The sequence below is a fragment of the Citrobacter sp. KTE151 genome, assembly GCF_000398845.1.
GTDB lineage: Bacteria > Pseudomonadota > Gammaproteobacteria > Enterobacterales > Enterobacteriaceae > Citrobacter > Citrobacter braakii.
This window is the reverse complement of record NZ_KB976064.1, coordinates 921,324-947,186: the sequence shown is the minus strand read 5'-3', so window position 1 is coordinate 947,186 and position 25,863 is coordinate 921,324. Positions and strand designations below refer to the sequence as shown.

Annotated in this window: 25 protein-coding genes, 1 tRNA gene and 1 pseudogene; 22 read left to right on the top strand and 5 right to left on the bottom strand. The window is 54.6% G+C overall.

Annotated elements, in window-relative coordinates; translation table 11 throughout:
• Positions 1-12 precede the first annotated feature (12 nt).
• From ada to mgtE, 4 genes are all read left to right on the top strand, one after another.
• Positions 13-1,077: a bifunctional DNA-binding transcriptional regulator/O6-methylguanine-DNA methyltransferase Ada gene (ada, locus tag WC7_RS10185; RefSeq protein WP_016153785.1), complete on the top strand. Its 1,065-nt coding sequence runs from the start codon at positions 13-15 to the stop codon at positions 1,075-1,077.
• Complete coding sequence (alkB, locus tag WC7_RS10190; protein ID WP_016153784.1) at positions 1,077-1,727, top strand: DNA oxidative demethylase AlkB; 651 nt, start codon at positions 1,077-1,079, stop codon at positions 1,725-1,727. Before ada ends, alkB begins: the two co-directional genes overlap by 1 nt.
• Before the next feature lie 75 nt (positions 1,728-1,802).
• Positions 1,803-3,446, top strand: coding sequence for a multidrug ABC transporter permease/ATP-binding protein (locus WC7_RS10195; protein WP_016153783.1), 1,644 nt, complete (start codon positions 1,803-1,805; stop codon positions 3,444-3,446).
• Positions 3,447-3,551: 105 nt separating this feature from the next.
• Complete coding sequence (gene mgtE / locus WC7_RS10200) at positions 3,552-4,988, top strand: magnesium transporter (RefSeq protein WP_016153782.1); 1,437 nt, start codon at positions 3,552-3,554, stop codon at positions 4,986-4,988.
• Here mgtE and WC7_RS10205 read toward each other — a convergent pair.
• Positions 4,951-6,198, bottom strand: a complete 1,248-nt coding sequence (locus tag WC7_RS10205; RefSeq protein ID WP_016153781.1) for a SulP family inorganic anion transporter — start codon at positions 6,196-6,198, stop codon at positions 4,951-4,953. The genes mgtE and WC7_RS10205 overlap by 38 nt on opposite strands.
• Before the next feature lie 278 nt (positions 6,199-6,476).
• Between WC7_RS10205 and mqo the strand changes: the two genes are divergently transcribed.
• Positions 6,477-8,138 carry a malate dehydrogenase (quinone) gene (gene mqo, locus WC7_RS10210; RefSeq protein WP_016153779.1) on the top strand — a complete coding sequence of 554 codons (1,662 nt, stop codon included), beginning with the start codon at positions 6,477-6,479 and terminating at the stop codon, positions 8,136-8,138.
• A gap of 47 nt (positions 8,139-8,185) precedes the next feature.
• Here the strand turns inward: mqo and eco are convergent, their stop codons facing one another.
• Positions 8,186-8,683, bottom strand: a complete 498-nt coding sequence (gene eco, locus WC7_RS10215; protein ID WP_032947135.1) for a serine protease inhibitor ecotin — start codon at positions 8,681-8,683, stop codon at positions 8,186-8,188.
• 413 nt (positions 8,684-9,096) lie between these two features.
• Here eco and napF point away from each other — a divergent pair, with 413 nt between their 5' ends.
• The 15 genes from napF (at position 9,097) to WC7_RS10285 (ending at position 21,282) form a co-directional block, all read left to right on the top strand.
• Positions 9,097-9,588 carry a ferredoxin-type protein NapF gene (napF, locus tag WC7_RS25710; RefSeq protein WP_016153777.1) on the top strand — a complete coding sequence of 164 codons (492 nt, stop codon included), beginning with the start codon at positions 9,097-9,099 and terminating at the stop codon, positions 9,586-9,588.
• Complete coding sequence (gene napD, locus WC7_RS10220) at positions 9,578-9,841, top strand: chaperone NapD (RefSeq protein WP_016153776.1); 264 nt, start codon at positions 9,578-9,580, stop codon at positions 9,839-9,841. The genes napF and napD overlap by 11 nt, the downstream gene beginning before the upstream one ends.
• On the top strand, positions 9,838-12,324 hold the full coding sequence (napA, locus tag WC7_RS10225; RefSeq protein WP_016153775.1) for a nitrate reductase catalytic subunit NapA: 2,487 nt from the start codon (positions 9,838-9,840) through the stop codon (positions 12,322-12,324). Before napD ends, napA begins: the two co-directional genes overlap by 4 nt.
• A gap of 6 nt (positions 12,325-12,330) precedes the next feature.
• Positions 12,331-13,026, top strand: coding sequence for a ferredoxin-type protein NapG (napG, locus tag WC7_RS10230; protein ID WP_016153774.1), 696 nt, complete (start codon positions 12,331-12,333; stop codon positions 13,024-13,026).
• Complete coding sequence (gene napH, locus WC7_RS10235; protein ID WP_016153773.1) at positions 13,013-13,876, top strand: quinol dehydrogenase ferredoxin subunit NapH; 864 nt, start codon at positions 13,013-13,015, stop codon at positions 13,874-13,876. The genes napG and napH overlap by 14 nt, the downstream gene beginning before the upstream one ends.
• Positions 13,873-14,322, top strand: coding sequence for a nitrate reductase cytochrome c-type subunit (gene napB, locus WC7_RS10240; RefSeq protein ID WP_016153772.1), 450 nt, complete (start codon positions 13,873-13,875; stop codon positions 14,320-14,322). The genes napH and napB overlap by 4 nt, the downstream gene beginning before the upstream one ends.
• A 9-nt stretch (positions 14,323-14,331) precedes the next feature.
• On the top strand, positions 14,332-14,934 hold the full coding sequence (gene napC, locus WC7_RS10245; protein WP_003027548.1) for a cytochrome c-type protein NapC: 603 nt from the start codon (positions 14,332-14,334) through the stop codon (positions 14,932-14,934).
• A gap of 20 nt (positions 14,935-14,954) precedes the next feature.
• Positions 14,955-15,575: a cytochrome c biogenesis heme-transporting ATPase CcmA gene (ccmA, locus tag WC7_RS10250; protein ID WP_016153771.1), complete on the top strand. Its 621-nt coding sequence runs from the start codon at positions 14,955-14,957 to the stop codon at positions 15,573-15,575.
• On the top strand, positions 15,572-16,231 hold the full coding sequence (ccmB, locus tag WC7_RS10255) for a heme exporter protein CcmB (protein WP_016153770.1): 660 nt from the start codon (positions 15,572-15,574) through the stop codon (positions 16,229-16,231). The genes ccmA and ccmB overlap by 4 nt, the downstream gene beginning before the upstream one ends.
• Before the next feature lie 76 nt (positions 16,232-16,307).
• The gene (locus WC7_RS10260) at positions 16,308-17,045 is read left to right on the top strand and encodes a heme ABC transporter permease (protein WP_016153769.1); all 738 of its coding nucleotides are present in this window, start codon (positions 16,308-16,310) and stop codon (positions 17,043-17,045) included.
• Complete coding sequence (gene ccmD, locus WC7_RS10265; RefSeq protein ID WP_016153768.1) at positions 17,042-17,254, top strand: heme exporter protein CcmD; 213 nt, start codon at positions 17,042-17,044, stop codon at positions 17,252-17,254. The genes WC7_RS10260 and ccmD overlap by 4 nt, the downstream gene beginning before the upstream one ends.
• Positions 17,251-17,730, top strand: coding sequence for a cytochrome c maturation protein CcmE (gene ccmE, locus WC7_RS10270; RefSeq protein ID WP_016153767.1), 480 nt, complete (start codon positions 17,251-17,253; stop codon positions 17,728-17,730). Before ccmD ends, ccmE begins: the two co-directional genes overlap by 4 nt.
• A complete protein-coding gene (locus WC7_RS10275; RefSeq protein ID WP_016153766.1) occupies positions 17,727-19,682 on the top strand; it encodes a heme lyase CcmF/NrfE family subunit in 1,956 nt (651 codons plus the stop codon). Before ccmE ends, WC7_RS10275 begins: the two co-directional genes overlap by 4 nt.
• Positions 19,679-20,236, top strand: a complete 558-nt coding sequence (gene dsbE / locus WC7_RS10280; protein WP_003834613.1) for a thiol:disulfide interchange protein DsbE — start codon at positions 19,679-19,681, stop codon at positions 20,234-20,236. Before WC7_RS10275 ends, dsbE begins: the two co-directional genes overlap by 4 nt.
• The gene (locus WC7_RS10285; protein WP_016153765.1) at positions 20,233-21,282 is read left to right on the top strand and encodes a cytochrome c-type biogenesis protein CcmH; all 1,050 of its coding nucleotides are present in this window, start codon (positions 20,233-20,235) and stop codon (positions 21,280-21,282) included. Before dsbE ends, WC7_RS10285 begins: the two co-directional genes overlap by 4 nt.
• A 59-nt stretch (positions 21,283-21,341) precedes the next feature.
• On the opposite strand, the gene narP is transcribed toward WC7_RS10285, so the two are convergent.
• The gene (narP, locus tag WC7_RS10290; RefSeq protein ID WP_016153764.1) at positions 21,342-21,989 is read right to left on the bottom strand and encodes a nitrate/nitrite response regulator protein NarP; all 648 of its coding nucleotides are present in this window, start codon (positions 21,987-21,989) and stop codon (positions 21,342-21,344) included.
• Positions 21,990-22,396: 407 nt separating this feature from the next.
• On the opposite strand from narP, the pseudogene WC7_RS26390 reads away from it, so the two are divergent.
• Together WC7_RS26390 and WC7_RS10300 are read left to right on the top strand one after the other, a co-directional pair.
• A pseudogene (locus tag WC7_RS26390) lies at positions 22,397-23,064 on the top strand (transposase); the annotation flags it as partial.
• A gap of 166 nt (positions 23,065-23,230) precedes the next feature.
• Positions 23,231-23,548: a hypothetical protein gene (locus tag WC7_RS10300; protein WP_016153761.1), complete on the top strand. Its 318-nt coding sequence runs from the start codon at positions 23,231-23,233 to the stop codon at positions 23,546-23,548.
• 374 nt (positions 23,549-23,922) lie between these two features.
• On the opposite strand, the gene WC7_RS10305 is transcribed toward WC7_RS10300, so the two are convergent.
• Both WC7_RS10305 and yejM read right to left on the bottom strand, forming a co-directional pair.
• Positions 23,923-23,999, bottom strand: a tRNA-Pro gene (locus WC7_RS10305).
• Between the two features lie 74 nt (positions 24,000-24,073).
• Positions 24,074-25,834: an LPS biosynthesis-modulating metalloenzyme YejM gene (gene yejM, locus WC7_RS10310; protein WP_016153760.1), complete on the bottom strand. Its 1,761-nt coding sequence runs from the start codon at positions 25,832-25,834 to the stop codon at positions 24,074-24,076.
• Between the last annotated feature and the right edge of the window lie 29 nt (positions 25,835-25,863).

Sequence of the window (25,863 nt, the reverse complement as noted above, 5' to 3'; positions counted from 1 at the left end):
AAGGAGTCCATAATGAAAAATCGTTTACACATAACTGATGATGACCGCTGGCAGTCCGTTGTGGATCGTGACGCTGACGCTGACGGTCAGTTTGTTTTCGCCGTCCAGACTACCGGCATTTTCTGCCGTCCGTCCTGTCGGGCGAAACATGCGCTGCGCAAAAATGTCAGTTTCTTTGCCGATGCCCGGCAGGCGCTGGCCGCCGGTTTTCGTCCCTGTAAACGTTGCCAGCCGGATAAAGACAGCGCCCACCAGCATCGGCTGGAGAAAATAGCCCACGCCTGCCAGTTGCTGGAGCAGGAATCTCCCCTCACGCTGGACGAGCTGGCGCAGCAGGTGGCGATGAGCCCGTATCACTTACATCGCCTGTTCAAAGCCACAACGGGCATGACCCCCAAAGCGTGGCAGCAGTCCTGGCGCGCCCGCCGTCTGCGCGATGCCCTGGCGAAAGGCGTTCCGGTAACGCAGGCAATTCTCAACGCCGGATTTCCCGACAGCAGCAGCTACTACCGAAAAGCGGATCAGACGTTAGGCATGACCGCAAAGCAATTTCGTAAAGGTGGCGACAACGTTTCTGTACGCTATACCCTGGCAGATTGCTCTCTGGGTCGCTGTCTGGTGGCGGAAAGCGAACGTGGTATCTGCGCGATCTTACTAGGTGATGATGACGCTACGTTGGTTGCGGATCTGCATGAGCTGTTTCCCGCCGCTCAGGATGTGCCAGCAGATGCCGATTTTCAGCAGCGCGTGCGCGAAGTGATCGCCGCAATCAATGCGCGTGACGCGCCGTTATCGCTGCCGCTGGATATCCGCGGAACCGCATTTCAGCAGCAGGTGTGGCAGGCGTTGCGCGCAATTCCGTGCGGCGAAACGATGAGCTACCAGCAACTGGCCAGCGCCATCGGCAAACCGAAGGCGGTGCGTGCAGTGGCCAGCGCCTGTGGGGCGAATAAACTGGCAATCGTCATCCCGTGTCACCGGGTGATCCGCGGCGATGGCGCGCTTTCGGGCTACCGGTGGGGCATTGCGCGCAAAGCACAGTTACTGCAACGTGAAACGACTGGCGAGGAAACATAATGCTCGATCTCTTTGCGGATGCGAAACCCTGGCAGGAGCCGCTGGCGTCAGGCGCGGTTATTCTGCGACGCTTCGCTTTTGACTGCGCACCGTCTCTGCTGCAGGCGATAGCGGCTATCGCCAGACAGTCGCCGTTTCGCCAGATGGTGACGCCCGGCGGCTACACGATGTCTGTGGCAATGACCAACTGCGGTCGTCTGGGTTGGACAACGGATCAACATGGTTACCTTTATTCTCCTTTTGATCCGCTAACCGGCGCGCACTGGCCGCCGCTGCCGGATGCATTCGCTGACCTGTGCCAACAGGCAGCGACGGCGGCGGGCTATGCTGATTTTCAACCCGATGCCTGTCTGATTAACCGCTACACGCCTGGGGCAAAGCTGTCCTTACATCAGGATAAAGACGAGCCCGACCTGCGGGCGCCGATTGTCTCGGTGTCGCTAGGGTTGCCGGCCATCTTTCAATTTGGCGGCTTGCGCCGTAATGACCCCTTAAAGCGTTTGCTGCTGGAACATGGCGATGTGGTGGTGTGGGGCGGTACTTCGCGGCTGTTTTATCATGGGATCCAGCCGCTTAAGACGGGGTATCATCCGTTGACCGGAGACTGTCGCTACAATCTGACGTTTCGTCAGGCGGGTAAAAAAGAATAAAAATAAGAATTATTATTGCTGTCAGCGAAGAGATGTTTAAACTGCGGGCTGTTATTACTTGTCCGGGTTGTTCACATGGAACTTTTACTTCTTGTCTGGCGGCAGTATCGCTGGCCATTTATCAGCGTCATGGCGCTCAGCCTCGCCAGCGCTGCGTTGGGGATTGGGCTGATTGCGTTTATCAACCAGCGTCTGATTGAAACGGTCGACACCACGTTGATGGTGCTGCCGGAGTTTCTTGGCCTGTTGCTGCTATTGATGGTTGTCACTCTCGGCTCTCAGCTGGCGTTGACCACGCTCGGCCACCACTTTGTCTACCGCCTGCGTAGCGAATTTATCAAACGTATTCTGGATACCCACGTCGAGCGTATTGAACAGCTTGGCAGCGCCTCGTTGCTGGCCGGTTTAACCAGCGATATTCGCAACATCACCATCGCCTTTGTTCGTCTGCCTGAGCTGGTGCAGGGGATTATCCTGACCATCGGTTCGGCGGCGTATCTGGCGATGCTGTCGACCAAAATGCTGCTGGTGACGGCTATCTGGATGGCAATCACCATCTGGGGGGGATTTGTGCTGGTGGCGCGGGTGTATAAGCACATGGCTACCCTGCGCGAAACAGAAGACAAGTTGTACAACGATTATCAGACAGTGCTGGAAGGGCGCAAAGAGCTGACGCTCAACCGCGAGCGCGCCGAGCATATCTTTAATCAGATGTACGTCCCGGATGCCAAAGAGTACCGTCACCATATTATTCGCGCCGATACCTTCCACCTGAGCGCGGTCAACTGGTCAAACATTATGATGCTGGGCGCCATTGGCCTGGTGTTCTGGATGGCGAATAGTCTGGGCTGGGCGGATACCGCCGTGGCGGCGACTTACTCACTGACGCTGTTATTCCTGCGTACGCCGCTGCTCTCTGCCGTTGGCGCGCTACCAACCCTGCTCACTGCGCAGGTGGCATTCAACAAGCTGAATAAATTCGCACTGGCATCTTTTAAGGCCGAATTCCCGCGCCCAACCCCTTTTCCAAACTGGCAAACGCTGGAACTGCGTAACGTGGTTTTCCACTATCAGGATAATGCCTTTTCCGTAGGGCCGGTCAATCTGACGATTCATCGCGGTGAACTGATCTTCCTGATTGGCGGCAACGGCAGCGGGAAATCTACGCTGGCGATGTTACTGACCGGGCTATACCAGCCGCAGTCAGGTGAAATTTTGCTTGATGGTAAGGCCGTGGCTGTTGAAAAGCCGGAAGATTATCGCAAGCTGTTCTCCGCCGTGTTTACCGACGTCTGGCTGTTCGACAAACTGCTGGGGCCGGAAGGTAAAGAAGCCAATCCACAGTTGGTAGCGAAGTGGCTGGAACATCTGAAGATGGGTCACAAGCTGGAGATGAACGATGGTCGCATCCTCAATCTGAAGCTGTCGAAAGGGCAGAAGAAACGCGTGGCGCTGCTGCTGGCTCTGGCGGAGGAGCGCGACATCATACTGCTGGATGAATGGGCTGCCGATCAGGATCCCCATTTCCGTCGTGAGTTCTATCAGGTCCTGTTACCGCTGATGCAAGAAATGGGTAAAACTATCTTCGCCATTAGCCATGACGATCACTATTTTATTCACGCCGATCGTCTGCTGGAAATGCGTAACGGACAGTTGAGTGAACTGCTGGGCGATGAGCGTGATGCCGCCTCGCGTGACGCGGTGGCCCGCACTGCGTGATCCCACATGCCGCTGGTTTTTTATCCACCCGGCGGCACTGTTTATTGTTATTTACATAAATCGGCATCATGATTAATGATATTTCATATCATGGATTTATGATTAATGCCTGTAACAAACAAAAACAGCGCCAGACTGCGTGATGAAGAGCGTGCGCGTCTTATCTGGCTGCTGACCACTGATAAAGCCGTTGTTTCAACGCTATTGGGCAAGCTTACCCTGGCTGAGCAATATGACGTCGGCACGTTAGCCGACGATATTGCTGAGGTAGGGGCGCTGGTCGCCCACCTGCCGCCGCCCGATCTGGCGGATACCCTCGAAGCATTACCTTCTGAAGAGCGCCACGCCCTGTGGCGGCTGGTCGAAAGTGAAAAGCGCGGTAACGTCCTGCTTGAGGCGTCAGAAAACGTCTGGGACGACCTGATCGATGAGATGAGCGACCGTGAGCTGCTGGATGCGTTGCAATACCTTGATATCGACGAACAGATTTATCTGGTTCAGCACCTCCCTCGTAACCTCACGGGTCGACTGCTGGCGACGTTACCGGCCGAGGAGCGGGCGCGCGTCCGCCAGGTGCTGCACTACGAGAAGAATCGCGTCGGTGCGATTATGGAGTTCGAAGTTATCACCGTGCGTCCGGACGTGACGCTGGAAGTGGTGCAACGCTACCTGCGGCGGCTGGGAAAAATGCCGGAGAACACCGATAAACTCTTCGTGACCGACCGCAATAAAGTGCTGGTCGGGGAACTGACGCTCACCTGTATTCTGCTCAATGACGTGCAGCGAAAAGTCAGCGAGGTGATGGAAGATGATCCGCTCACCTTTTCTCCGGAAGATATCGCCGAACACGCCGCGCGAACCTTTGAACGTGACGACCTGGTCAGTGCCGCGGTCGTTGACTCTTCAGGTAAACTGATGGGCCGTTTAACCATCGATGAGATCGTCGATGTGGTCTATGAAGAAACCGATACCGATCTGCGTCGAATGGGCGGCTTAAGCGCTGGAGAGGATGTGTTTGCCCCCGTCACGAAAGCTGTAAAAACCCGCTGGGCGTGGTTGGCCGTTAACCTTTGTACCGCCTTTATTGCTTCGCGAGTGATCGACGGCTTTGAACATACAATTTCGCAACTGGTCGCGCTGGCCTCGCTGATGCCGATTGTGGCGGGGATCGGCGGCAACACCGGGAATCAAACCATCACCATGATTGTTCGCGCGCTGGCGCTACAAAATATTCAGCCGGGAAACCTGACGTTTTTGATCCTGCGCGAAATGGGCGTGGCGTTGATTAATGGCCTCGTGTGGGGCGGAATTATGGGCGGCATTACCTGGTGGCTGTACGATGACATGGCGCTCGGCGGCGTAATGACCCTGGCGATGATGCTCAATTTGCTGATGGCGGCGTTGATGGGCGTTATTATTCCGATGACGATGGTGAAGCTCGGGCGCGACCCGGCGGTCGGCTCGAGCGTCATGATTACGGCAATCACCGATACCGGTGGTTTCTTTATTTTTCTCGGTCTGGCAACGCTGTTTCTGATGTAGCCGCACGTTTGCCTCTGACGATACGCGGCAAAATGAGCATCGTCATCACCCCGGCAACCACGCCAAGCGCCAGGTTGCCGGTTGACACCGTCGCCGCGACGGTCATCAGCATCACCAGCGTTTCGGTAACGGGGAGTTGCCGCAGCGTAGCGGGCTGGATGCTGTGCCAACTGAAGGTTTTCACCGCCACAATCACCATAATTCCCGCCAGCACTGACATGGGGATTTTCGCCATTACTTCGCTTAACGCGGTGACCAGCAACAACAGCACCAGCCCGGCGGCGACCGTCGAGACGCGGCTGCGTCCTTTGCCCATCTCGACGTTAACGATGGTTTGACCAATCATCGCACACCCGGCGATGCCGCCATAAAAACCGGCCAGAATATTGGCTATCCCCAGCCCGGCGCTCTCGCGATTCTTATTCGACGGCGTAGCCGTCAGGTCATCCACCAGACGAGCGGTTAACAGTGACTCCATTAATCCGACAAAAGCGATGCTCAGCACGCAGGGCCAGATAATCGCCAGCGTTTGCAGGTTGAGCGGTACCAATAACTGCGTGAATCCCGGCAGGCCGCCGCGCATTGAACCTTCGTCACCGACGGTCGGTAATAGTTGTCCGCTGGTGACAGTGAACACCGTCAGCAGCACGATGGCGATAAGCGGCGCGGGGATCGCTTTAATAAACCGCGGAACCCACAGCACAATCAGCAGGGTCAGGACAAACAGCCCCCAGATTAGCGGGCTTTTACCCCAGAAATGCGGGACCTGGGCAAAGAAAATCAAAATCCCCAGCGCGTTCACAAAACCGGTCATGACGGCTGTGGGAATGAATCGCATCAGACGCGCCATCCCCAATACGCCAAACAGGATCTGAATAATCCCGGCCAGTACCACCGCAGGCAGGATGTACTGGACGCCGTGTTGATGCACCATCGGGCCAATCACCAGCGCGACCGATCCTGCCGCTGCGGTAACCATTGCCGGACGGCCACCTAAAAATGACATTGCCAGGCACAGTACGACTGAGGCTATCAGGCTGACTTTAGGATCGACGCCGGCGATAACGGAAAAAGAGATCACTTCCGGGATCAGCGCCAGGGCGGTTACCACACCGGCCAGCGTTTCGCGAACCAGTAAACGGGGTTGACGCAGCACTGCGCGCGTCGCGTGCTCCGCTACTGCGACAGAGGAGGGTTGAGTGGCAGACATCATTACTCTTAGGTCAAAAATGGCCCGATACAGCAGACCGACAGGCATCCGTGCGGTGAATAGCAAAGCGCAGCATAGTACCTGTCTGACGGATTGGTTTCCAGAAATGATTGTCAATAACCGTATAAACTATCAACGTATTAATAACATTTTTAAAAATTAAATATAATTTATAAACAATATTTAAATATTTTTACTTAAGTGTTACCGTTGATACCGCTCGATTTTCACCTGCATTAAAAGCAAAAAAGCGATACTAAAAGTAAGGCATTAACATTATGAAAAAAGTGACTGCCATGCTCTTCACCATGGCCGTTGGGCTGAATGTTGTCTCGATGGCGGCAAAAGCGAAAGCGGCGGAAGAGCAGGAAACGGATGTACTGTTGATTGGCGGCGGCATCATGAGCGCCACGCTGGGAACCTATTTACAGGAGCTGGAACCGCAATGGTCAATGACCATGGTTGAGCGACTGGATGGTGTAGCGCAGGAAAGCTCAAACGGCTGGAATAACGCCGGAACAGGCCACTCCGCACTGATGGAGCTGAACTACACGCCTAAAAAGGCCGACGGTAGCATCAGCATTGAAAAGGCAGTCGAAATCAACGAAGCCTTCCAGATCTCCCGCCAGTTTTGGGCCTATCAGGTCAATAATGGCGTAATGCATGAACCACGCTCATTTATCACCACCGTTCCGCACATGAGTTTTGTCTGGGGTGACGAGAACGTGAACTTCCTGCGTGCCCGTTACACCGCACTGCAGCAGAGCACGTTATTCCGTGGCATGCGTTATTCCGAAGATCACGCGCAGATTAAAGAGTGGGCGCCGCTGGTCATGGAAGGCCGCGATCCGAAGCAGAAAGTCGCGGCAACGCGTACCGAGATTGGTACTGACGTAAACTACGGCGAAATCACGCGCCAGCTGATTGCCTCGTTGCAGAAAAAGCCCAACTTTGCGCTGCAGCTGAGTACCGAAGTGCGTGGCTTTAAACGCAATGCCGACAATAGCTGGACCGTCACGGTCGCCGATCTGAAAAATAACGAAGCGGAACACGATATCAAGGCGAAGTTTGTCTTTATCGGTGCCGGTGGCGCTGCGCTGAAGCTGTTGCAGGAAACCGACATTCCGGAAGCGAAAGGTTATGCCGGATTCCCGGTTGGCGGGCAGTTCCTGGTTGCGGATAATCCGGACGTGGTGAATCGCCACCTGGCGAAAGTGTACGGCCAGGCCTCCGTTGGCGCGCCGCCGATGTCCGTGCCGCACATCGATACCCGTATCCTTGATGGCAAGCGCGTCGTGCTGTTTGGGCCATTCGCGACATTCTCCACCAAGTTCCTGAAAAACGGTTCATTGTGGGATCTGCTCAGCTCGACCACCACCTCGAACTTTATGCCGATGGTCAACGTGGGTCTGGATAACTTCGATCTGGTGAAATATCTGGTAAGCCAGGTGATGCTCAGCGATGACGACCGTTTTGCCGCGCTGCAAGAGTACTATCCGCAGGCGAAAAAAGAAGACTGGCGTTTATGGCAGGCGGGCCAGCGTGTGCAGATCATTAAAAGTGATGCGGAGAAGGGCGGTGTGCTGCGTCTGGGTACCGAAGTCGTCAGCGATAAAGAGGGCACCATTGCCGCGCTGCTGGGCGCTTCTCCGGGGGCATCAACCGCGGCGCCGATAATGCTGCATCTGATGGAAAAAGTGTTTAAAGATAAAGTGGCCAGCCCTGAATGGCAGGCGAAACTGAAAACCATTATTCCGTCTTATGGTACCAAGCTGAACGGTAACGTTGAAGCTACGGAACAAGAGCTGCAATACACCAGTGACGTTCTGGGGCTGAAATATGACAAGCCGCAGGCTGCTGATGAAGCGCCGAAACCTCAGCTGAAACCTCAGGCACAACCGCAGCCTGAGCAGAAAGCTGTAGCGGATATTGCACTGTAAATAAAATGCCGGATAAGGCGGTACGCCGCCCTCCGGCACATTCTTACTTATCGCGCGACTGCGTCCTGAATCTTCTCTTCCGCTTTCCAGATACGGTATTTCACTTCCACGTTCTCCGGCGTATAGACCACAATCGGTAACTTGCTGTTGTAGCGCAGCATGCCGTCATCACCCAGATACGCGGTAATAAATTTCTTCTCTTTCTTACCGTCCGGGCAGGCCATCATGGTTGAAACCGGAGACGTCACTTTGTCGAAGACATAGTAGTCATATCCCCAACCTTCCAGCGTTTTGCTGTCCAGTTCTCCGCCCAGGCGGTGTTGGTTGCAGTCAACTTCCAGCGTTTGTCCGATCAGCAGTTCTACTTTCAGAGTAGATTCATCTTTCTCAGGAGTAAGCTGGATAACCTGGCGCTTCATACCCTTTTCCGCCTTAGGATAAGGGGCGACTTTTTCCAGCGACTGAGCGCCGGCATCGTTACTGGCAGCCCATGCAGAGGCGCTGGCAAAGGCGGCGAAAAGTACGGCAGGGACAATTGTTTTCATCTTATTGTTCACAGTGTTTCCTTTCTTCTGTCTTATGAACGAGTCTGGGGCAGGTTAACATATTTACATAATCGATTAATCTGGATTTACTTATATTTTAAGTGTATTTGGTAGAGGTCTGCCTTCAGACTAGCGATATATTCTAAGAATAATCTTAATTATAAAATCATTCTCTTTTTGAGTGGTTCGTTATATACAGTGTTATATAACTCATTGAAATGTGAGCAAAAGCGCATTTTTTCCCGCCAACTCAACACTCCTTTGATCCGGCAACAGCATTTACCCCGATTGGGGTATGCACCTCTAACACATCCTGAAATATCTTACGACTAAAAATAACTACTCATAAATAGTGCAGTTTTTTATGGCGTTCAACCCACCAGCGGAGGGCGTCATTATGGAAGGACAATGTCATGGTTGATTTATCCCGTCGAGGCATGTTGACAGGCAGTTGGCGAAACGCCAACTCAGGGATCCGTCCGCCCTGGAGCAAGGAAGACTCTCACTTTCTGGCCCATTGCCTTCGTTGTGACGCCTGCATCCAGGCGTGTGAAACCGACATCCTGCAGCGAGGCCAGGGCGGTTACCCGAGCGTAAATTTCAAACACGGCGAGTGTAGCTTTTGCTATGCCTGCGCAGAGGCCTGTTCTGAAACCCTTTTTCTTCCGCGCCACACCAGGGCATGGGATCTGAATTTTACGATTGGGGAAAACTGTCTCGCACATCAGTCCGTTGAATGTCATCGCTGTCAGGATAGCTGTGAACCCATGGCCATAACCTTTCGTCCCACGCTGTCCGGCATTTATCAGCCGCAGCTCGACAATCAGGACTGTAACGGATGTGGCGCATGTGTCGCTATCTGCCCGGTATCAGCCATTAACGCGGAGTACAACCATGGACAATAACTGGCAGGTCTGCAGCCTGGTCGTTCAGGCCAAAAGTCAGCATATCAATGATATCGCCACGCAGTTGCGTTCGTTCCCAGGTTGCGAAGTTGCACTCAGCGATGTGGAAAGCGGTCAACTGATCGTGGTGGTGGAAGCTGAGCACAGCGAGACGTTAATGAAAACTATTGAGTCAGTGCGCAACGTTGCGGGCGTGCTGGCGGTGTCGCTGGTTTATCACCAGCAGGATGAGCAAGGTGAGGAAACACCATGAAACTCAGTCGTCGTAGCTTTATGAAAGCTAACGCCGTTGCGGCCGCTGCGGCGGCTGCCGGGTTAAGCGTGCCGGGCGTAGCCCGTGCGGTAGTCGGTCAGCAAGAAGCCATCAAATGGGACAAAGCCCCGTGCCGTTTTTGCGGGACGGGCTGTGGCGTATTGGTCGGGACGCAGCAAGGGCGTGTTGTGGCATGCCAGGGCGATCCGGATGCGCCGGTTAACCGTGGGCTTAACTGCATCAAAGGTTACTTCCTGCCGAAAATCATGTACGGAAAAGACCGTTTAACGCAGCCGATGCTGCGCATGAAGGACGGTAAGTATCACAAAGAAGGCGAGTTCACCCCGATTAGCTGGGACCAGGCCTTTGACGTGATGGAAGAGAAATTCAAAACGTCCCTGAAAGAGAAAGGCCCGGAGTCTATCGGTATGTTCGGCTCGGGTCAGTGGACGATTTGGGAAGGTTATGCCGCTGCCAAATTGTTTAAAGCGGGTTTTCGTTCGAATAACATCGACCCGAACGCGCGTCACTGCATGGCGTCAGCGGTAGTCGGCTTTATGCGTACCTTTGGTATGGATGAACCGATGGGCTGCTATGACGATATCGAGCATGCAGATGCTTTCGTCCTGTGGGGCGCGAATATGGCGGAGATGCACCCGATCCTGTGGTCGCGCATCACCAACCGTCGTCTGTCCGATCCCAATGTTAATGTCGCGGTGCTCTCCACCTTCCAGCACCGCAGCTTTGAGCTGGCGGATAACGGCATGGTCTTCACGCCGCAAACCGATCTGGTGATCCTCAACTACATCGCTAACTACATCATTCAAAACAATGCGATCAACCAGGATTTCTTTAGCAAGCACGTTAATCTGCGTAAAGGCGTGACGGACATCGGCTACGGCCTGCGTCCAACCCATCCGCTGGAAAAAGCGGCGAAAAACCCGGGATCCGATGCCTCTGAGCCGATGAGCTTTGAGGACTACAAAGCCTTTGTTGCCGAGTACACGCTGGATAAAACTGCCGAAATGACCGGCGTACCGAAAGATCAGCTGGAACAGCTGGCGCAGCTGTATGCCGATCCGAAGAAAAAAGTCATCTCCTACTGGACGATGGGCTTCAACCAGCATACCCGCGGCGTGTGGGCCAACAACCTGGTCTATAACCTGCACCTGTTGACCGGTAAAATCTCCCAGCCAGGCTGCGGTCCGTTCTCTTTGACCGGTCAGCCTTCCGCCTGCGGTACCGCGCGTGAAGTCGGTACGTTCTCCCACCGTCTGCCTGCGGACATGGTGGTTACGAACGAAAAACACCGCGATATCTGTGAGAAGCACTGGAATATTCCGGCGGGGACCATTCCGGCAAAAATCGGTCTGCATGCCGTGGCGCAAGACCGTGCGCTGAAAGATGGCAAGCTCAATGTCTACTGGGCGATGTGTACCAACAACATGCAGGCCGGTCCGAACATCAACGAAGAGCGTATGCCGGGCTGGCGCGATCCGCGCAACTTCATCATCGTCTCCGATCCGTACCCGACGGTCAGCGCTCTGTCGGCCGACCTGATCCTGCCGACCGCGATGTGGGTAGAGAAAGAAGGTGCTTACGGTAACGCGGAACGCCGTACACAGTTCTGGCGTCAGCAGATTAAAGCGCCGGGTGAATCGAAATCGGATCTGTGGCAACTGGTGCAGTTCTCTCGTCGCTTCAAAACAGAAGAAGTGTGGCCGGAAGCGCTGTTGGCGCAGAAACCGGAACTGCGCGGCAAAACGCTGTATGACGTACTGTTTGCCACGCCTGCAGTGACGAAATTCCCGGTGGCTGAACTGGCTGAAGATCAGCTGAACGATGAATCCCGCGAGCTGGGTTTCTATCTGCAAAAAGGGCTGTTCGAAGAGTACGCCTGGTTTGGCCGCGGTCACGGGCATGACCTTGCGCCATTTGACGATTACCACAAAGCGCGCGGTTTACGCTGGCCGGTCGTTGAGGGCAAAGAGACCCAGTGGCGCTACAGCGAAGGCAACGACCCTTACGTGAAAGCGGGCGAAAGCTACAAGTTCTACGGTAAGCCGGACGGCAAAGCGGTCATCTTCGCGCTGCCATTTGAACCTGCCGCAGAAGCGCCGGATAAAGAGTACGACCTGTGGCTGTCTACCGGACGTGTGCTGGAGCACTGGCATACCGGCAGCATGACGCGTCGCGTACCTGAGCTGCACCGTGCTTTCCCGGAAGCTGTGCTGTTTATCCATCCGCTGGATGCAAAAGCACGCGATCTGCGCCGTGGCGACAAAGTCAAAGTGGTTTCCCGTCGTGGTGAAGTTATCTCGATAGTTGAAACGCGCGGGCGTAACCGTCCACCGCAGGGGCTGGTCTACATGCCGTTCTTCGACGCCGCACAGCTGGTGAACAACCTGACGCTGGATGCGACGGATCCACTCTCCAAAGAGACGGATTTCAAGAAGTGCGCTGTGAAACTGGCGAAGGTGTAACGCGTTATGTCCCGGTCAGCAAAACCCCAAAATGGCCGCCGCCGCTTTCTGCGCGATATGGTTCGCGCAGCGGGCGGACTGGCCGTCGTTGGCGTGGCGCTGGGGTTGCAACAGCAAACCGCACGTGCAACCGGCGTGCGGCTACGCCCGCCAGGCGCACTGAGCGAGGAGGCATTCGCCAGTGCCTGCGTGCGCTGTGGTCAGTGCGTTCAGGCCTGCCCGTATGACACGCTGAAGCTGGCGACGCTGGCCTCAGGGCTGGCTGCCGGTACGCCGTATTTTGTCGCGCGTGATATTCCCTGCGAAATGTGTGAAGACATTCCATGCGCCAAAGTTTGCCCCAGCGGCGCGTTGGACAGGGACATTGAATCTATTGACGATTCACGCATGGGGCTGGCGGTACTGCTGGATCACGAAAACTGCCTCAACTATCAGGGATTACGCTGCGACGTTTGCTATCGCGAATGCCCGAAAATCGATGAGGCTATCACCCTGGAGCTGGACCGCAACATGCGTACCGGCAAGCATGCGCGGTTTATTCCGACCGTACACAGCGATGCCTGTACCGGCTGCGGGAAATGCGAAAAAGTCTGCGTCCTGGAGCAGCCAGCAATAAAAGTGCTGCCCCTGTCGCTGGCGAAAGGGGAGTTAGGACACCATTACCGCTTCGGTTGGCTGGAGGGGAACAATGGCAAATCGTAAACGTGACGCCGGGCGTGAAGCGCAGGCAAAAAAAGGATGGTGGAAGAGTCATCGCTGGCTGGTGCTGCGTCGTCTGAGCCAGTTTCTGATACTGGCGATGTTCCTTAGCGGCCCGTGGCTTGGCGTCTGGATCCTGCATGGCAATTACAGTAGCAGCCTGTTGCTGGACTCCATCCCGTTCACCGATCCGCTGATTACCCTGCAAAGCCTGGCCAGCGGACACCTGCCGGCGACGGTTGCGTTAACGGGGGCGGTCATCATCACGGTGCTGTATGCCCTGGCGGGTAAGCGACTGTTTTGCAGTTGGGTTTGTCCCATGAACCCTGTCACCGATTTAGCCAGCTGGTTGCGCAGAAGGTTTGACCTGAATCAGTCTGCAACCCTGCCGCGCCATATACGGTACGTCCTGCTGGTGGTTATCCTGGTCGGTTCCGCCGTGACCGGTACGCTGCTGTGGGAGTGGATAAATCCAGTCTCTCTGCTCGGACGGAGCCTGGTCATGGGATTTGGCAGCGGGGCGCTGCTGATCCTCGCGCTGTTTTTATTTGATCTACTGGTCGTTGAGCATGGCTGGTGCGGGCATCTTTGCCCACTGGGTGCGCTGTATAGCGTGGTGGGGAGTAAAGGTGCATTAACCGTTTCGGCAAAAGAACGTAACAGATGTAACCGCTGTATGGATTGTTTTCATGTTTGCCCGGAACCGCATGTGCTACGTGCGCCGGTGCTGGATGAGCAAAGTCCGGTGCAGGTAACCAGCCGCGATTGCATGGCCTGCGGTCGCTGTGTGGATGTCTGTTCTGAGGATGTTTTTACAATAACAACACGATGGAGTTCGGGAGCGAAATCATGAAAAGCCATGACCTGATTAAAGCGCTGAGTCAATGGACGGCTGCGCTGGCCCTGGTAGTCAGTGGGGCCGTTTGGGCTGCAAACGGAGTGGATCTGAGTCAGTCACCGGAAGTCTCAGGGACACAAGAAGGGGCGATTCGCATGCCGAAAGAGCAAGTGCGTATGCCGCTGAACTATGTGAATCAGCCGCCGATGGTTCCGCACAGCGTTGAAGGGTATCAGGTGACGACTAACACTAACCGCTGCCTGCAATGTCACGGTGTGGAAAGCTATCGCACCACCGGTGCGCCGCGCATCAGTCCGACGCACTTTATGGACAGCGACGGTAAGGTATTGGCTGAAGTCGCGCCGCGTCGTTATTTCTGCCTGCAATGTCACGTGCCGCAGGCTGACGCCGCGCCGATTGTTGAAAATACCTTCACCCCCTCGAAAGGTTACGGGAAATAAGAGGTCATTATGGAAAATTCTAACCGTAAACCAGGCTGGATTAAGCGCGTCTGGCAATGGTGGCGTCGCCCCAGCCGTCTGGCGCTCGGCACGCTGTTGTTAATCGGCTTTGTGGGCGGCATTATTTTCTGGGGCGGCTTTAATACCGGTATGGAAAAGGCCAATACAGAAGAGTTCTGCATTAGCTGTCACGAAATGCGCAATACGGTGTACCAGGAATACATGGAAACCGTACACTACAACAACCGTAGTGGTGTGCGAGCGACTTGCCCTGATTGCCACGTCCCACATGAGTGGGGTCCGAAAATGATTCGTAAGATCAAGGCCAGTAAAGAGCTGTACGCGAAAGCACTGGGGCTGATAGATACACCGCAGAAATTTGAAGACCATCGTTTAACGATGGCGCAAAATGAGTGGCGGCGTATGAAAGATAACAATTCGCAAGAGTGTCGAAACTGTCACAACTTCGAGTTTATGGATTTAACCGCCCAGAAAGGCGTTGCGGCCAAAATGCACGACCAGGCCGTGAAAGACGGGCAAACCTGTATTGACTGTCATAAAGGGATAGCGCACAAACTGCCTGATATGCGCGAAGTCAAACCGGGATTTTAACAGGATGTAGATAACCAGGTATGCTTGAAGCCAGAGAATTACTTTGCGAGCGGGATGACAGAATACTGTTCAGCGATTTGTCATTTCGCGTCAACGCAGGGGAATGGGTACAAATTACCGGCAGCAACGGCGCAGGGAAAACCACTTTGCTGCGGTTACTTACCGGGCTGGCGCGTCCCGACGCAGGGGAGGTTTGCTGGCAAGAGCAACCGCTGCATCACGTGCGGGACAGCTACCATCAACAACTGCTGTGGATCGGACATCAGCCGGGGATAAAAACCCGGCTTTCGGCGTTGGAAAACCTGCGTTTCTTTCACCATGACGGCGACGTCGCACAGTGTCTGGCTGCGCTGGCGCAGGCGGGGCTTGCCGGATATGAAGATATCCCGGTGAATCAACTCTCCGCCGGACAACAGCGGCGCGTGGCGCTGGCCCGTTTGTGGCTGACCCGCGCCCGGCTGTGGATCCTCGACGAACCCTTTACCGCCATTGATGTGAACGGCGTTGAGCGACTGACTCAGCGTATGGCGCAGCATACGGAGCAGGGCGGTATTGTTATTCTCACCACCCACCAACCGCTCAATGTCGAGACCGATAAAGTGCGACGTATTGCGCTGACCAGCGAGAGGGCAACGCAATGATGTGGCGAATCTTCCGTTTAGAACTACGAGTTGCGTTTCGTCATAGTGCGGAAATCGCCAATCCTTTATGGTTCTTCCTGATTGTTATTACGCTGTTCCCGCTGAGCATTGGGCCGGAGCCGCAACTGCTGGCGCGTATTGCGCCGGGCATCATCTGGGTTGCGGCGCTGCTGGCGTCGTTGCTGGCGCTGGAGCGCCTGTTTCGTGATGATCTGCAGGACGGCAGCCTTGAGCAACTGATGCTGCTGCCGTTGCCGCTGCCGGCAGTGGTGCTGGCGAAAGTGATGGCGCACTGGGTCGTGACCGGCCTGCCGTTGCTGATCCTCTCGCCGCTGGTGGCTTTGCTGCTAGGCATGGATATGTACGGCTGGAAAATTATGGCGCTGACCTTGTTACTCGGGACGCCGACGCTGGGCTTCCTCGGCGCGCCGGGCGTGGGGTTGACGGTGGGCTTAAAGCGCGGCGGCGTGCTGTTAAGCGTGCTGGTACTCCCGCTCACCATACCCTTACTGATTTTTGCGACCGCGGTGATGGATGCGGCTTCCATGCATTTACCTGTTGAAGGGTACATGGCGATTCTGGGCGCGTTGCTGGTCGGCAGCGCCACGCTAAGCCCATTTGCCACAGCTGCGGCGTTACGGATCAGCGTGCAGTAGCGCAGTTGAGATATGCAGGCCGGGCAAGGCGCTCCGGCACAATGGATATTAATTTACGGAGTCTGGTGACTGAACTATGTGGAAAACACTTCATCAATTGGCGATGCCTCCTCGGCTCTATCAGATCTGCGGCTGGTTTATCCCGTGGCTGGCGATTGCCAGCGCGGTGGTACTGATAACCGGGTTGATCTGGGGCTTTGGCTTCGCGCCTGCGGATTATCAGCAGGGGCAGAGCTATCGCATTATTTATCTGCACGTTCCGGCGGCAATCTGGTCGATGGGTATTTATGCATCGATGGCCGTTGCCGCGTTTATTGGCCTGGTCTGGCAGATGAAAATGGCCAATCTGGCGCTGGCCGCGATGGCGCCCATTGGTGCCGTGTTTACCTTTATTGCGCTGGTGACGGGCTCTGCATGGGGCAAACCGATGTGGGGCACCTGGTGGGTCTGGGATGCCCGACTCACCTCTGAACTGGTGCTGCTGTTTCTCTACGTTGGCGCCATTGCGCTGTGGCATGCCTTTGACGACCGCCGTCTGGCTGGTCGCGCTGCCGGCATTCTGGTGCTGATTGGCGTGGTCAACTTACCGATTATTCACTACTCGGTCGAGTGGTGGAATACGCTGCATCAGGGGTCGACCCGTATGCAGCAGAGTATCGATCCGGCAATGCGTGCGCCGCTGCGTCTGGCGATCGTCGGCTACCTGTTACTGTTTGTCACGCTGGCGCTGATGCGCATGCGTAACCTGATTTTGATGATGGAAAAACGCCGCCCGTGGGTGAGCGAACTGATCTTAAAAAGAGGCCGCCAATGACCCCTGCATTTGCATCATGGAGTGATTTTTTCGCGATGGGCGGTTACGCCTTGTATGTCTGGCTGGCTGTGGCGATGAGCATTGTCCCGCTGGTGGCGCTGGTGCTGCATTCTGCGTTACAGCATCGTGCAATCTTACGCGGTGTCGCGCAGCAGCGGGCGAGAGAAGCGCGCATGCGTGCGGCGCAAGTGCAACGGGAGGCGGCGTGAATATTCGACGTAAAAATCGGTTATGGATAGCCTGCGCGGTCCTGGCAGGTCTGGCTTTGACCATTTCGCTGGTGCTCTACGCGCTGCGTTCCAATATCGATCTGTTCTATACGCCGGGAGAGATACTCTACGGTAAGCGCGAAACGCAGCAAATGCCTGAAGTCGGCCAGCGCCTGCGCGTGGGCGGTATGGTTATGCCTGGCAGCGTAAAGCGCGATCCGCAGTCGCTGAAGGTGAATTTCAGCATCTATGACGCCGAAGGTGTGGTGGATGTCACCTATGAAGGCATTCTGCCGGATCTGTTCCGCGAAGGGCAGGGCGTCGTCGTTCAGGGCGAACTGGACGGGGGAAATCATGTGCAGGCCAAAGAAGTGCTTGCTAAACATGATGAAAATTACACCCCGCCGGAAGTCGAAAAAGCGATGCAGGAAAACCACCGTCGCCCGGAAAGTGTTTATAAGGATAAAACGTCATGATGCCTGAAATTGGCAATGCGCTGTTGTGCCTTGCGCTTGGCGTTGCATTACTGCTGTCGGTCTATCCGCTGTGGGGCGTAGCGCGCGGCGACGTGCGGATGATGGCTTCCGCGCGTCCCTTTGCCTGGGTACTGTTTATCTGTGTGATGGGGGCGTTCCTGATTCTGGTCAACGCCTTCGTGGTTAATGACTTTACCGTGACCTACGTCGCCAGCAACTCCAACACCCAGCTTCCGGTCTGGTACCGGGTGGCGGCGACGTGGGGGGCGCATGAAGGCTCGTTGCTGCTGTGGGTGCTGCTGATGAGCGGCTGGACGTTCGCCGTTGCGGCGTTCAGCCAGCGCATGCCGCTGGATATCGTCGCCCGCGTGCTGGCGGTCATGGGAATGGTCAGCGTCGGTTTCCTGCTATTTATTCTGTTTACCTCCAACCCGTTTGCCCGCACGTTGCCGAACTTCCCGATTGAAGGACGTGACCTGAACCCGCTGTTGCAGGATCCGGGGCTGATTTTCCATCCGCCGCTGCTGTACATGGGGTATGTCGGCTTCTCGGTCGCTTTTGCGTTTGCGATTGCTGCGCTGATGAGTGGACGACTGGACAGCACATTCGCCCGTTTTTCGCGTCCGTGGACGCTGGCCGCGTGGGTGTTTCTGACGCTGGGCATTGTGCTCGGTTCGGCCTGGGCCTATTACGAGCTGGGCTGGGGCGGCTGGTGGTTCTGGGATCCGGTTGAAAACGCCTCGTTTATGCCATGGCTGGTGGGAACGGCGCTGATGCACTCGTTGTCGGTAACCGAACAGCGCGCCAGCTTTAAAGCCTGGACGCTGTTGCTGTCAATCTGCGCATTCTCACTTTGTCTGTTAGGTACTTTCCTGGTGCGCTCCGGCGTACTGGTGTCGGTGCATGCTTTCGCCTCCGATCCGTCGCGCGGGATGTTTATTCTGGCCTTTATGGTGCTGGTAATTGGCGGCTCCCTGCTGCTGTTTGCGGTGCGCGGTCACAAGGTTCGCTCACGGGTGAACAACGCGCTGTGGTCGCGTGAATCACTGCTGCTGGGGAATAACGTCCTGCTGATTGCCGCCATGCTGGTGGTGCTACTGGGCACGCTGCTGCCGCTGGTGCACAAACAGCTGGGGCTGGGCAGCATTTCGATTGGCGAGCCGTTTTTCAACACCATGTTCACCTGGCTGATGGCGCCGTTCGCACTGTTGTTGGGGATTGGGCCATTAGTGCGCTGGGGCCGTGACCGACCGCGTAAACTGAAAACGTTATTGCTTATCGCGTTTGTCACCACCCTTGTTCTGTCGCTGCTGCTGCCGTGGCTGCTAGAGGATCGCATTGCCGCCATGACAGTGGTGGGGCTGGCGATGGCGTGTTGGATATTCGTACTGGCGATGTCCGAAGCGTTCCTGCGCATTTCCCGTGGGACAAAGCTGACGCCAAGCTACTGGGGCATGGTATCGGGTCACGTCGGGCTGGCGATTACCATTGTTGGTATTGCCTTTAGCCAGAACTACAGCGTTGAACGCGATGTGCGCATGAAAGCGGGTGATAGTGTTAGTATCCATAACTATCAGTTCACTTTCCGCGAAGTGAAAGATATTACCGGGCCAAACTACCGGGGCGGCGTTGCCATTATTGGCGTTACCCGAGACGGTAAGCCGGAAGCCACGCTGCATGCGGAAAAACGCTTCTATAACAGCACCAGTTCGATGATGACCGAAGCGGCAATTGACGGCGGATTCACGCGCGATCTGTACGCTGCGCTGGGTGAAGAACTGGATAATGGCGCATGGGCTGTACGCCTGTACTACAAACCGTTTATTCGCTGGATTTGGGCCGGAGGATTGCTGATGGCGCTGGGCGGGTTGTTCTGCCTGTTTGATCCACGCTATCGCCAGCGGACGCGTCCTCGCGCCGCGGTGCAAAAAAATGCGTCGGAGGCTGTATGAAGCGCAACGCACTGTTAATTCCGTTTATTATTTTTCTCATCATTGCGGCGGCGCTGCTGTGGCAGCTCGCGCGTAACGCTCAGGGGGACGATCCCACTAATCTGGAATCGGCGCTGATCGGCAAACCTGTTCCGACATTCCGCCTGGAGTCACTGGAAAATCCGGGTCAGCACTATCAGGCCGATGTGCTGACGCAGGGCAAACCGGTATTGCTGAACGTCTGGGCGACCTGGTGCCCGACCTGTCGCGCCGAGCATCAGTATCTGAATCAGCTGTCTGCGCAAGGCGTGCGGGTAGTGGGTCTGAACTATAAAGATGATCGTCAGAAAGCCATTGTCTGGCTGAAAGAGCTGGGTAATCCTTACTCATTAAGTCTGTTTGACGGCGACGGTATGCTCGGTCTGGATCTTGGCGTGTACGGTGCTCCGGAGACGTTCCTGATCGACGGCAAAGGCATTATTCGCTATCGCCATGCCGGCGATCTGAACGCCCGGGTGTGGGAGAGCGAGATCAAACCGTTATGGGACAAGTACAGTAAGGAGGCTGCGCAATGAGATTTTTACTGGGCCTGCTAATGCTGGTTATCTCGGGATCCGCGCTTGCGACTATCGACGTGATGCAGTTTAAGGACGAAGCGCAGGAGCAGCAGTTCCGCCAGCTTACTGAACAACTGCGTTGTCCTAAATGCCAGAACAACAGCATTGCCGATTCTAACTCGATGATTGCCACCGACCTGCGTCAGAAAGTGTACGAACTGATGCAGGAAGGAAAAAGCCAGAAAGAAATTGTCGATTACATGGTGGCGCGCTACGGGAACTTCGTCACGTACGATCCGCCGTTAACGCCGCTTACCGTGCTGCTGTGGGTGATGCCGGTGGTAGCGATTGGTCTGGGGGGCTGGATTATTTTCGCCCGTACTCGCCGACGCGTTCGGGTGAAACAGGAAGCGTTTCCTGACGATGTTATTCCGAATGGCAAGCGCGGTGGATTCGGGTTGTTTGTGCCTGGTATCGTGGTGGCGCTGGTGGTTGGCGCAGTAAGCTATTACCAAACCGGCAGCTATAAGCAGGTTCAGGTCTGGCAGCAGGCCACCGCTCAGGCTCCGGCGCTGCTGGAGCGGGCGTTGGATCCGAAAGCGGAGCCGCTCAATGAAGAAGATATGGCGCGTCTGGCGCTGGGGCTGCGCACACGTTTACAAGCCGATCCCGCAAATGTTGAAGGCTGGATCATGCTTGGACGCATTGGCATGGTTCTCGGTAACGCCAGTACGGCCACTGAAGCCTATGCCAATGCCTATCGACTGGATCCTAAAAACAGCGATGCGGCGCTGGGCTATGCGGAAGCGCTGACCCGTTCTTCCGATCCTGATGATAACCGTCGGGGAGGGGAGCTGTTACGCCAACTGGTGCGTGGCGAACATGCCAATGTGCGGGTTCTCAGCATGTACGCTTTCAACGCCTTTGAACAGCAGCGCTTCGGCGAGGCGGTTGCAGCGTGGGAGATGATGCTGAAACTATTACCTGCCAACGATACCCGTCGGGCGGTAATAGAACGAAGCATTAAGCAGGCAATGGAGCAGCTAACGCCGCAGGAGAAATAAGTATCCAGAATAGCCCCGATAGCGCTTCGCATATCGGGGCTATCCGGCCTCTTCATGGATTACTGCATTCCACGCGTTTGTAAAAACAGGATAGTGGCAGCAACGCGAGAGCGCACATTGAGTTTGCGCAGCAGGTTGCGAATATGCACTTTCACGGTCTGTTCGGAAATATTCAGCACTGACGCAATCTGTTTGTTCGACAGCCCCTGAGCCAGTTCATGCAATACATCCAGTTCACGTTCGGTGAGAATGCTGAAGGGATCTTCTTGTGCGCCGAACAGATCGCGTTCGCGCAGATATTCGCTGACGCGTGTGCTAAAAGCTTTACCGCCTTTGGCGCCGCTGCGAATGGCCTCCAGCAAGACTTCAGGATCGCTGTCTTTGAGTAAATAACCATCCGCGCCGGCATCAATTAAGGCGTACACATCGCTGGCGGCATCCGAGACGGTAAGAATAATAATTTGCGCGGTGACGCCATCCCGGCGCAGCGCATTCAGGGTATCCAGTCCGCTCATGCCTTTCATATTGAGATCCAGCAGGATCACATCCAGGTCCAGACGGTTAGCCAGATCGATAGCGCTGGCACCGTCACCTGCTTCCGCGACTACGTTAAATGCGGGATCCAGTTGCAATAATTGACTAATTCCTCGCCGCATTAGTGGGTGGTCGTCGACAATCAGCACCCGAAAAGGCGTTGCTTCAGGCATACTATTCTCCTGAGTTTTTATTAGTATCATTATTGTTTTCAGCGCATCACTCGTCTAGTTTCATCGCGCTGATGAGAGGGTAAATTTTACCCCAATTTGTGCATGGGTAAGTAGTAAAACCTGTGCTAAAGGCCGGGCTAATAATAAGGAACGTGGAATCGCAGGTATAAAAAAACCAACCATGAAGGTTAATGCCGATCATTTAAGGATCGGTTGACCGATCCGGTGGTTGATGTAAAAAGGGTTCATGTCTCTACATGGACCTTTTTAAATGGAACTTTCACAGGCTCTCGGCATTATTCATCTCACTACAAAGTGAACGGACCCGTTCACTTTGTAGTGGCGCACTGAATTTGGCCACCTGAACAGAGGTGATATCCTCACCTCAGAACATTACAGGTGCCTCAATGAAGAAAAGAAATTTCAGCGCAGAGTTTAAACGCGAATCAGCCCAACTTGTTGTTGATCAAAACTACACTGTTGCTGATGCGGCCAGTGCTATGGATGTGGGGCTCTCCACAATGACACGATGGGTAAAACAGCTGCGTGATGAACGCCGGGGCAATATCCCAAAAGCCTCCCCAATAACCCCGGAACAAAGCGAAATACGTGAACTGAAGAAAAAGCTACAACGTATTGAAATGGAAAATGAAATATTAAAAAAGGCTACCGCGCTCTTGATGTCAGACTCCCTGAACAATTCTCGTTAATCGGGAAGCTCAGGGCGCGTTATCCAGTGGCCACACTCTGCCACGTGTTCGGGGTTCATCGCAGCAGCTACAAATACTGGAAAAACCGTCCTGAAAAGCCAGACGGCAGGCGGGCTGTATTACGCAGCCAGGTTCTGGAGCTGCATAACATCAGCCATGGCTCTGCTGGCGCAAGAAGTATCGCGACCATGGCAACGCTGAGAGGTTTCCGGATGGGACGATGGCTTGCCGGCAGACTCATGAAAGAGCTGGGGCTGGTGAGTTGTCAGCAGCCTACTCACCGTTATAAGCGCGGCGGTCATGAACACATCGCTATCCCGAATCACCTTGAGCGGCAGTTCGCAGTGACAGAGCCTAAGCAGCTTAATTCGTGGCAATGAATCCTGACAGGGTTACTACTTTACAGTGTATGGGTTATGTATTTACGGAGCGTGATTAATTATTTTTTATTGATTCAGATCACAACTTTACAAATTGTTTCGATTTACATTAATTTACAGTGTCTGGGTAATTCCTTAGGTGTTAATAAAAATGAAGATTAAGTTATTGATGGTGGCGGCAGTTTCTTTAGTTGTACTCAGCGGTTGTACAAATGACCCTAATAGCATGTGGAACAGTCGTTATGCTTTTAAATCAGTTGGTCAGGTGATGGCGATGTGCGATAGCGGTGATAAGGCGGCTTGTTACGCTGCCGCTGATATGCAAGGTCTTACGAATGGATTGAATGCGGCGAACCAGCAAATGCAGCAGCAACAAGCAGTGCAACAGCAGCAGCAACCAGCAGCACCGACTATGACTACGACAACCTGCAACCCTATGGGTAATGGCGTTGTGTGTAACACCTATTGATTTGTACTCCATTCAAGAATATCAATGCCGCCCCATAGAAATGTTCCTGTGGGGGTCTGCGGTTTTGATTCTCCTCAAATAAATTCCCTTTTACAGTGTCCTGCTCTTCACAGTGTTGAGGGCTGAAAAGCTCGATTGATTTTTTCGGCACGTAGCGCAGCCTGATAGCTCATGCCGTAATGAACTGGAGGTATGGTTTTTTGCACCTGTCATAGTGGCGTAATATTTGTAATGAACTTCACAAAGTGCGAATTGACAATGCAAGGGATTTATGTAGAAGTGTCGGGGCAAAAGATCAAGTGTGCATACACAAAATCCTGGCCCCGATTAGATTTCCAACAACATAACTAACTTGTTGAAAATAGGGTGTTAATTGGTCGGCACGAGAGGATTTGAACCTCCGACCCCCGACACCCCATGACGGTGCGCTACCAGGCTGCGCTACGTGCCGACGCTATGGCTGCTAATACTACTGCTTTCCGCTGCGAATGCAAGGGGAAGCATCGCTAAGTGATTTATAATTAATCAGTTAGCAATAAATCGTTTCTCATCCGTCAGAACCTGTAGCAGCAGGCTTAGCTGCGGTTTCTGATCTTTTATTTTTTCGCCGCGTAAATCATAGGTCTGATAATTACCGTTGTTGTTCAGCACCAGCGTCATCTCTGGCGTGGTAACGGCCATCGTGCTGCCGTCGGCGGCGGTAACCCAGTAATGGCGGCGGTTTGCATTGAACAGATCCTGCCCCTGCGAGTATTCGTTAGCAGGCGTGCTGACGTGCAGCAGGCGCTGCATGAGCGTTGTCATCAGGTCTGTATGATCGGTCAGGCTATTGATGCGTTGGGCGGGCGTTCCCGGCCAGTGAATAACCAGCGGAACCTGCAGATGACCACGCGACCAGGCAAAATTGTTCTCTTCCTGAGTCAGCGGCACGCCCCGACCTGCGGTAATAATCACCACCGTGTTGTTCAGTTTACCGGAGTCGCGCAGGGCACTAAGAATACGGTTAATATTGGCATCCACATCCTGAGCGGCGCTGGCATAGCGTTTGGCAAAGTTCTTCTGGTTGCTGTTATCAAGGTTCGTCCCGTTAAAGGAGACCCATGAGAACCAGCGGTTATCTTCCTGCGCGTAGCGCCCCAGCCAGTTAATCCACTGGCTTGCGGTTTGTTCGTCAGATTGCGTTTGTACGCTTGGCATGGAGAAGTCTGACAGCAGCGCCTGGCGATACAGCGGGCTGGTAAAGCCATCCGAGGAGAATAGCCCTAACTGGTAACCCTGCTGGTTCAGTGCAGTAATCAGCGCCGCAGGCGTACGGGTCGACAAAATGCCGTCCATGTAGCTTGGCGAGACACCATAGAACAGGCCAAAGATGCCGTTATCCGTGGTGTTGCCTGAGCTCATGTGACGCGTAAACGAGATATTCTGCCCGGCGAATTCAGCCAGCGCAGGCATCTGTTTTTCAAAGCGTGAGTAGTTCAGACCGTCGACGGTAATCAGCAGCACGTTCTGACCGGTGCCCATATCGCGATAGCGCAGTTCGCTGAGCGGGTACTGCACGGAAACCGCTTCTGGATTGCCCTGTTCGATCAGGCGACGCTGATATTCTTGCGCATCCAGCAGGCCATGTTTTTCCAGGAATTTACGTGCCGTCATCGGGTAGGAGAGCGGCAGATTCGCACGCTGCATGGTAATCGGGCGATAGAAATTGGCATCCGCCCAGATATACACCACGTGCGAGGCGATAAAGGAAACGAAGAAGAATGCTGCTAACGGTTTGGCAAAATGGCGACGACGCGTCAGGCTGCGCAGCTTTTGCCAGCTCCAGGTTGCAAACAGCATTTCAATTAACAGAATAACCGGTACGCTGATAAACATCAGCTGCCAGTCACGCGCCGCTTCATTCTGGTCTGGGTTGATGACCAGTTCCCAGACGATTGGATTGAGATGCAGGTGGAAGCGGGTGAAAACTTCGCTGTCGATTAGCAAAAGCGTCATGCCAGCCGTCGCCAGAATAGCTGATAAGAATCGCATCAGCCTCTGGGACATGACGATAAACGTCAGGGGAAACAGGATCAGCAGATAGGTGGCGAACACCAGAAAGCTAAAATGCCCGACAACGCTCAGGTAGGAATAAACACGACCTGCAAGGGTTGTCGGCCAGTCGGCGACAAACAGGTAACGGCTACCGAGCACCATGGCCAACAGAATGTTGAACAAGGCAAACCAGTGCCCCCAGCTAACCATCTGGGAGACTTTCTCACGGTAGCGTTGACGATGAGTTACCATAAACTGTTGTTCGTTTCCCCGGAGCAGGC

What these genes read in the sequence shown, in the direction of transcription:
- ada (WP_016153785.1), top strand. Translation starts at nt 13, where the DNA reads ATGAAAAATCGTTTACACATAACTGATGATGACCGCTGGCAGTCCGTT.
- alkB (WP_016153784.1), top strand. Translation starts at nt 1,077, where the DNA reads ATGCTCGATCTCTTTGCGGATGCGAAACCCTGGCAGGAGCCGCTGGCG.
- WC7_RS10195 (WP_016153783.1), top strand. Translation starts at nt 1,803, where the DNA reads ATGGAACTTTTACTTCTTGTCTGGCGGCAGTATCGCTGGCCATTTATC.
- mgtE (WP_016153782.1), top strand. Translation starts at nt 3,552, where the DNA reads ATGCCTGTAACAAACAAAAACAGCGCCAGACTGCGTGATGAAGAGCGT.
- WC7_RS10205 (WP_016153781.1), bottom strand. Translation starts at nt 6,198, where the DNA reads ATGTCTGCCACTCAACCCTCCTCTGTCGCAGTAGCGGAGCACGCGACG.
- mqo (WP_016153779.1), top strand. Translation starts at nt 6,477, where the DNA reads ATGAAAAAAGTGACTGCCATGCTCTTCACCATGGCCGTTGGGCTGAAT.
- eco (WP_032947135.1), bottom strand. Translation starts at nt 8,683, where the DNA reads ATGAAAACAATTGTCCCTGCCGTACTTTTCGCCGCCTTTGCCAGCGCC.
- napF (WP_016153777.1), top strand. Translation starts at nt 9,097, where the DNA reads ATGGTTGATTTATCCCGTCGAGGCATGTTGACAGGCAGTTGGCGAAAC.
- napD (WP_016153776.1), top strand. Translation starts at nt 9,578, where the DNA reads ATGGACAATAACTGGCAGGTCTGCAGCCTGGTCGTTCAGGCCAAAAGT.
- napA (WP_016153775.1), top strand. Translation starts at nt 9,838, where the DNA reads ATGAAACTCAGTCGTCGTAGCTTTATGAAAGCTAACGCCGTTGCGGCC.
- napG (WP_016153774.1), top strand. Translation starts at nt 12,331, where the DNA reads ATGTCCCGGTCAGCAAAACCCCAAAATGGCCGCCGCCGCTTTCTGCGC.
- napH (WP_016153773.1), top strand. Translation starts at nt 13,013, where the DNA reads ATGGCAAATCGTAAACGTGACGCCGGGCGTGAAGCGCAGGCAAAAAAA.
- napB (WP_016153772.1), top strand. Translation starts at nt 13,873, where the DNA reads ATGAAAAGCCATGACCTGATTAAAGCGCTGAGTCAATGGACGGCTGCG.
- napC (WP_003027548.1), top strand. Translation starts at nt 14,332, where the DNA reads ATGGAAAATTCTAACCGTAAACCAGGCTGGATTAAGCGCGTCTGGCAA.
- ccmA (WP_016153771.1), top strand. Translation starts at nt 14,955, where the DNA reads ATGCTTGAAGCCAGAGAATTACTTTGCGAGCGGGATGACAGAATACTG.
- ccmB (WP_016153770.1), top strand. Translation starts at nt 15,572, where the DNA reads ATGATGTGGCGAATCTTCCGTTTAGAACTACGAGTTGCGTTTCGTCAT.
- WC7_RS10260 (WP_016153769.1), top strand. Translation starts at nt 16,308, where the DNA reads ATGTGGAAAACACTTCATCAATTGGCGATGCCTCCTCGGCTCTATCAG.
- ccmD (WP_016153768.1), top strand. Translation starts at nt 17,042, where the DNA reads ATGACCCCTGCATTTGCATCATGGAGTGATTTTTTCGCGATGGGCGGT.
- WC7_RS10275 (WP_016153766.1), top strand. Translation starts at nt 17,727, where the DNA reads ATGATGCCTGAAATTGGCAATGCGCTGTTGTGCCTTGCGCTTGGCGTT.
- dsbE (WP_003834613.1), top strand. Translation starts at nt 19,679, where the DNA reads ATGAAGCGCAACGCACTGTTAATTCCGTTTATTATTTTTCTCATCATT.
- WC7_RS10285 (WP_016153765.1), top strand. Translation starts at nt 20,233, where the DNA reads ATGAGATTTTTACTGGGCCTGCTAATGCTGGTTATCTCGGGATCCGCG.
- narP (WP_016153764.1), bottom strand. Translation starts at nt 21,989, where the DNA reads ATGCCTGAAGCAACGCCTTTTCGGGTGCTGATTGTCGACGACCACCCA.
- WC7_RS10300 (WP_016153761.1), top strand. Translation starts at nt 23,231, where the DNA reads ATGAAGATTAAGTTATTGATGGTGGCGGCAGTTTCTTTAGTTGTACTC.
- yejM (WP_016153760.1), bottom strand. Translation starts at nt 25,834, where the DNA reads ATGGTAACTCATCGTCAACGCTACCGTGAGAAAGTCTCCCAGATGGTT.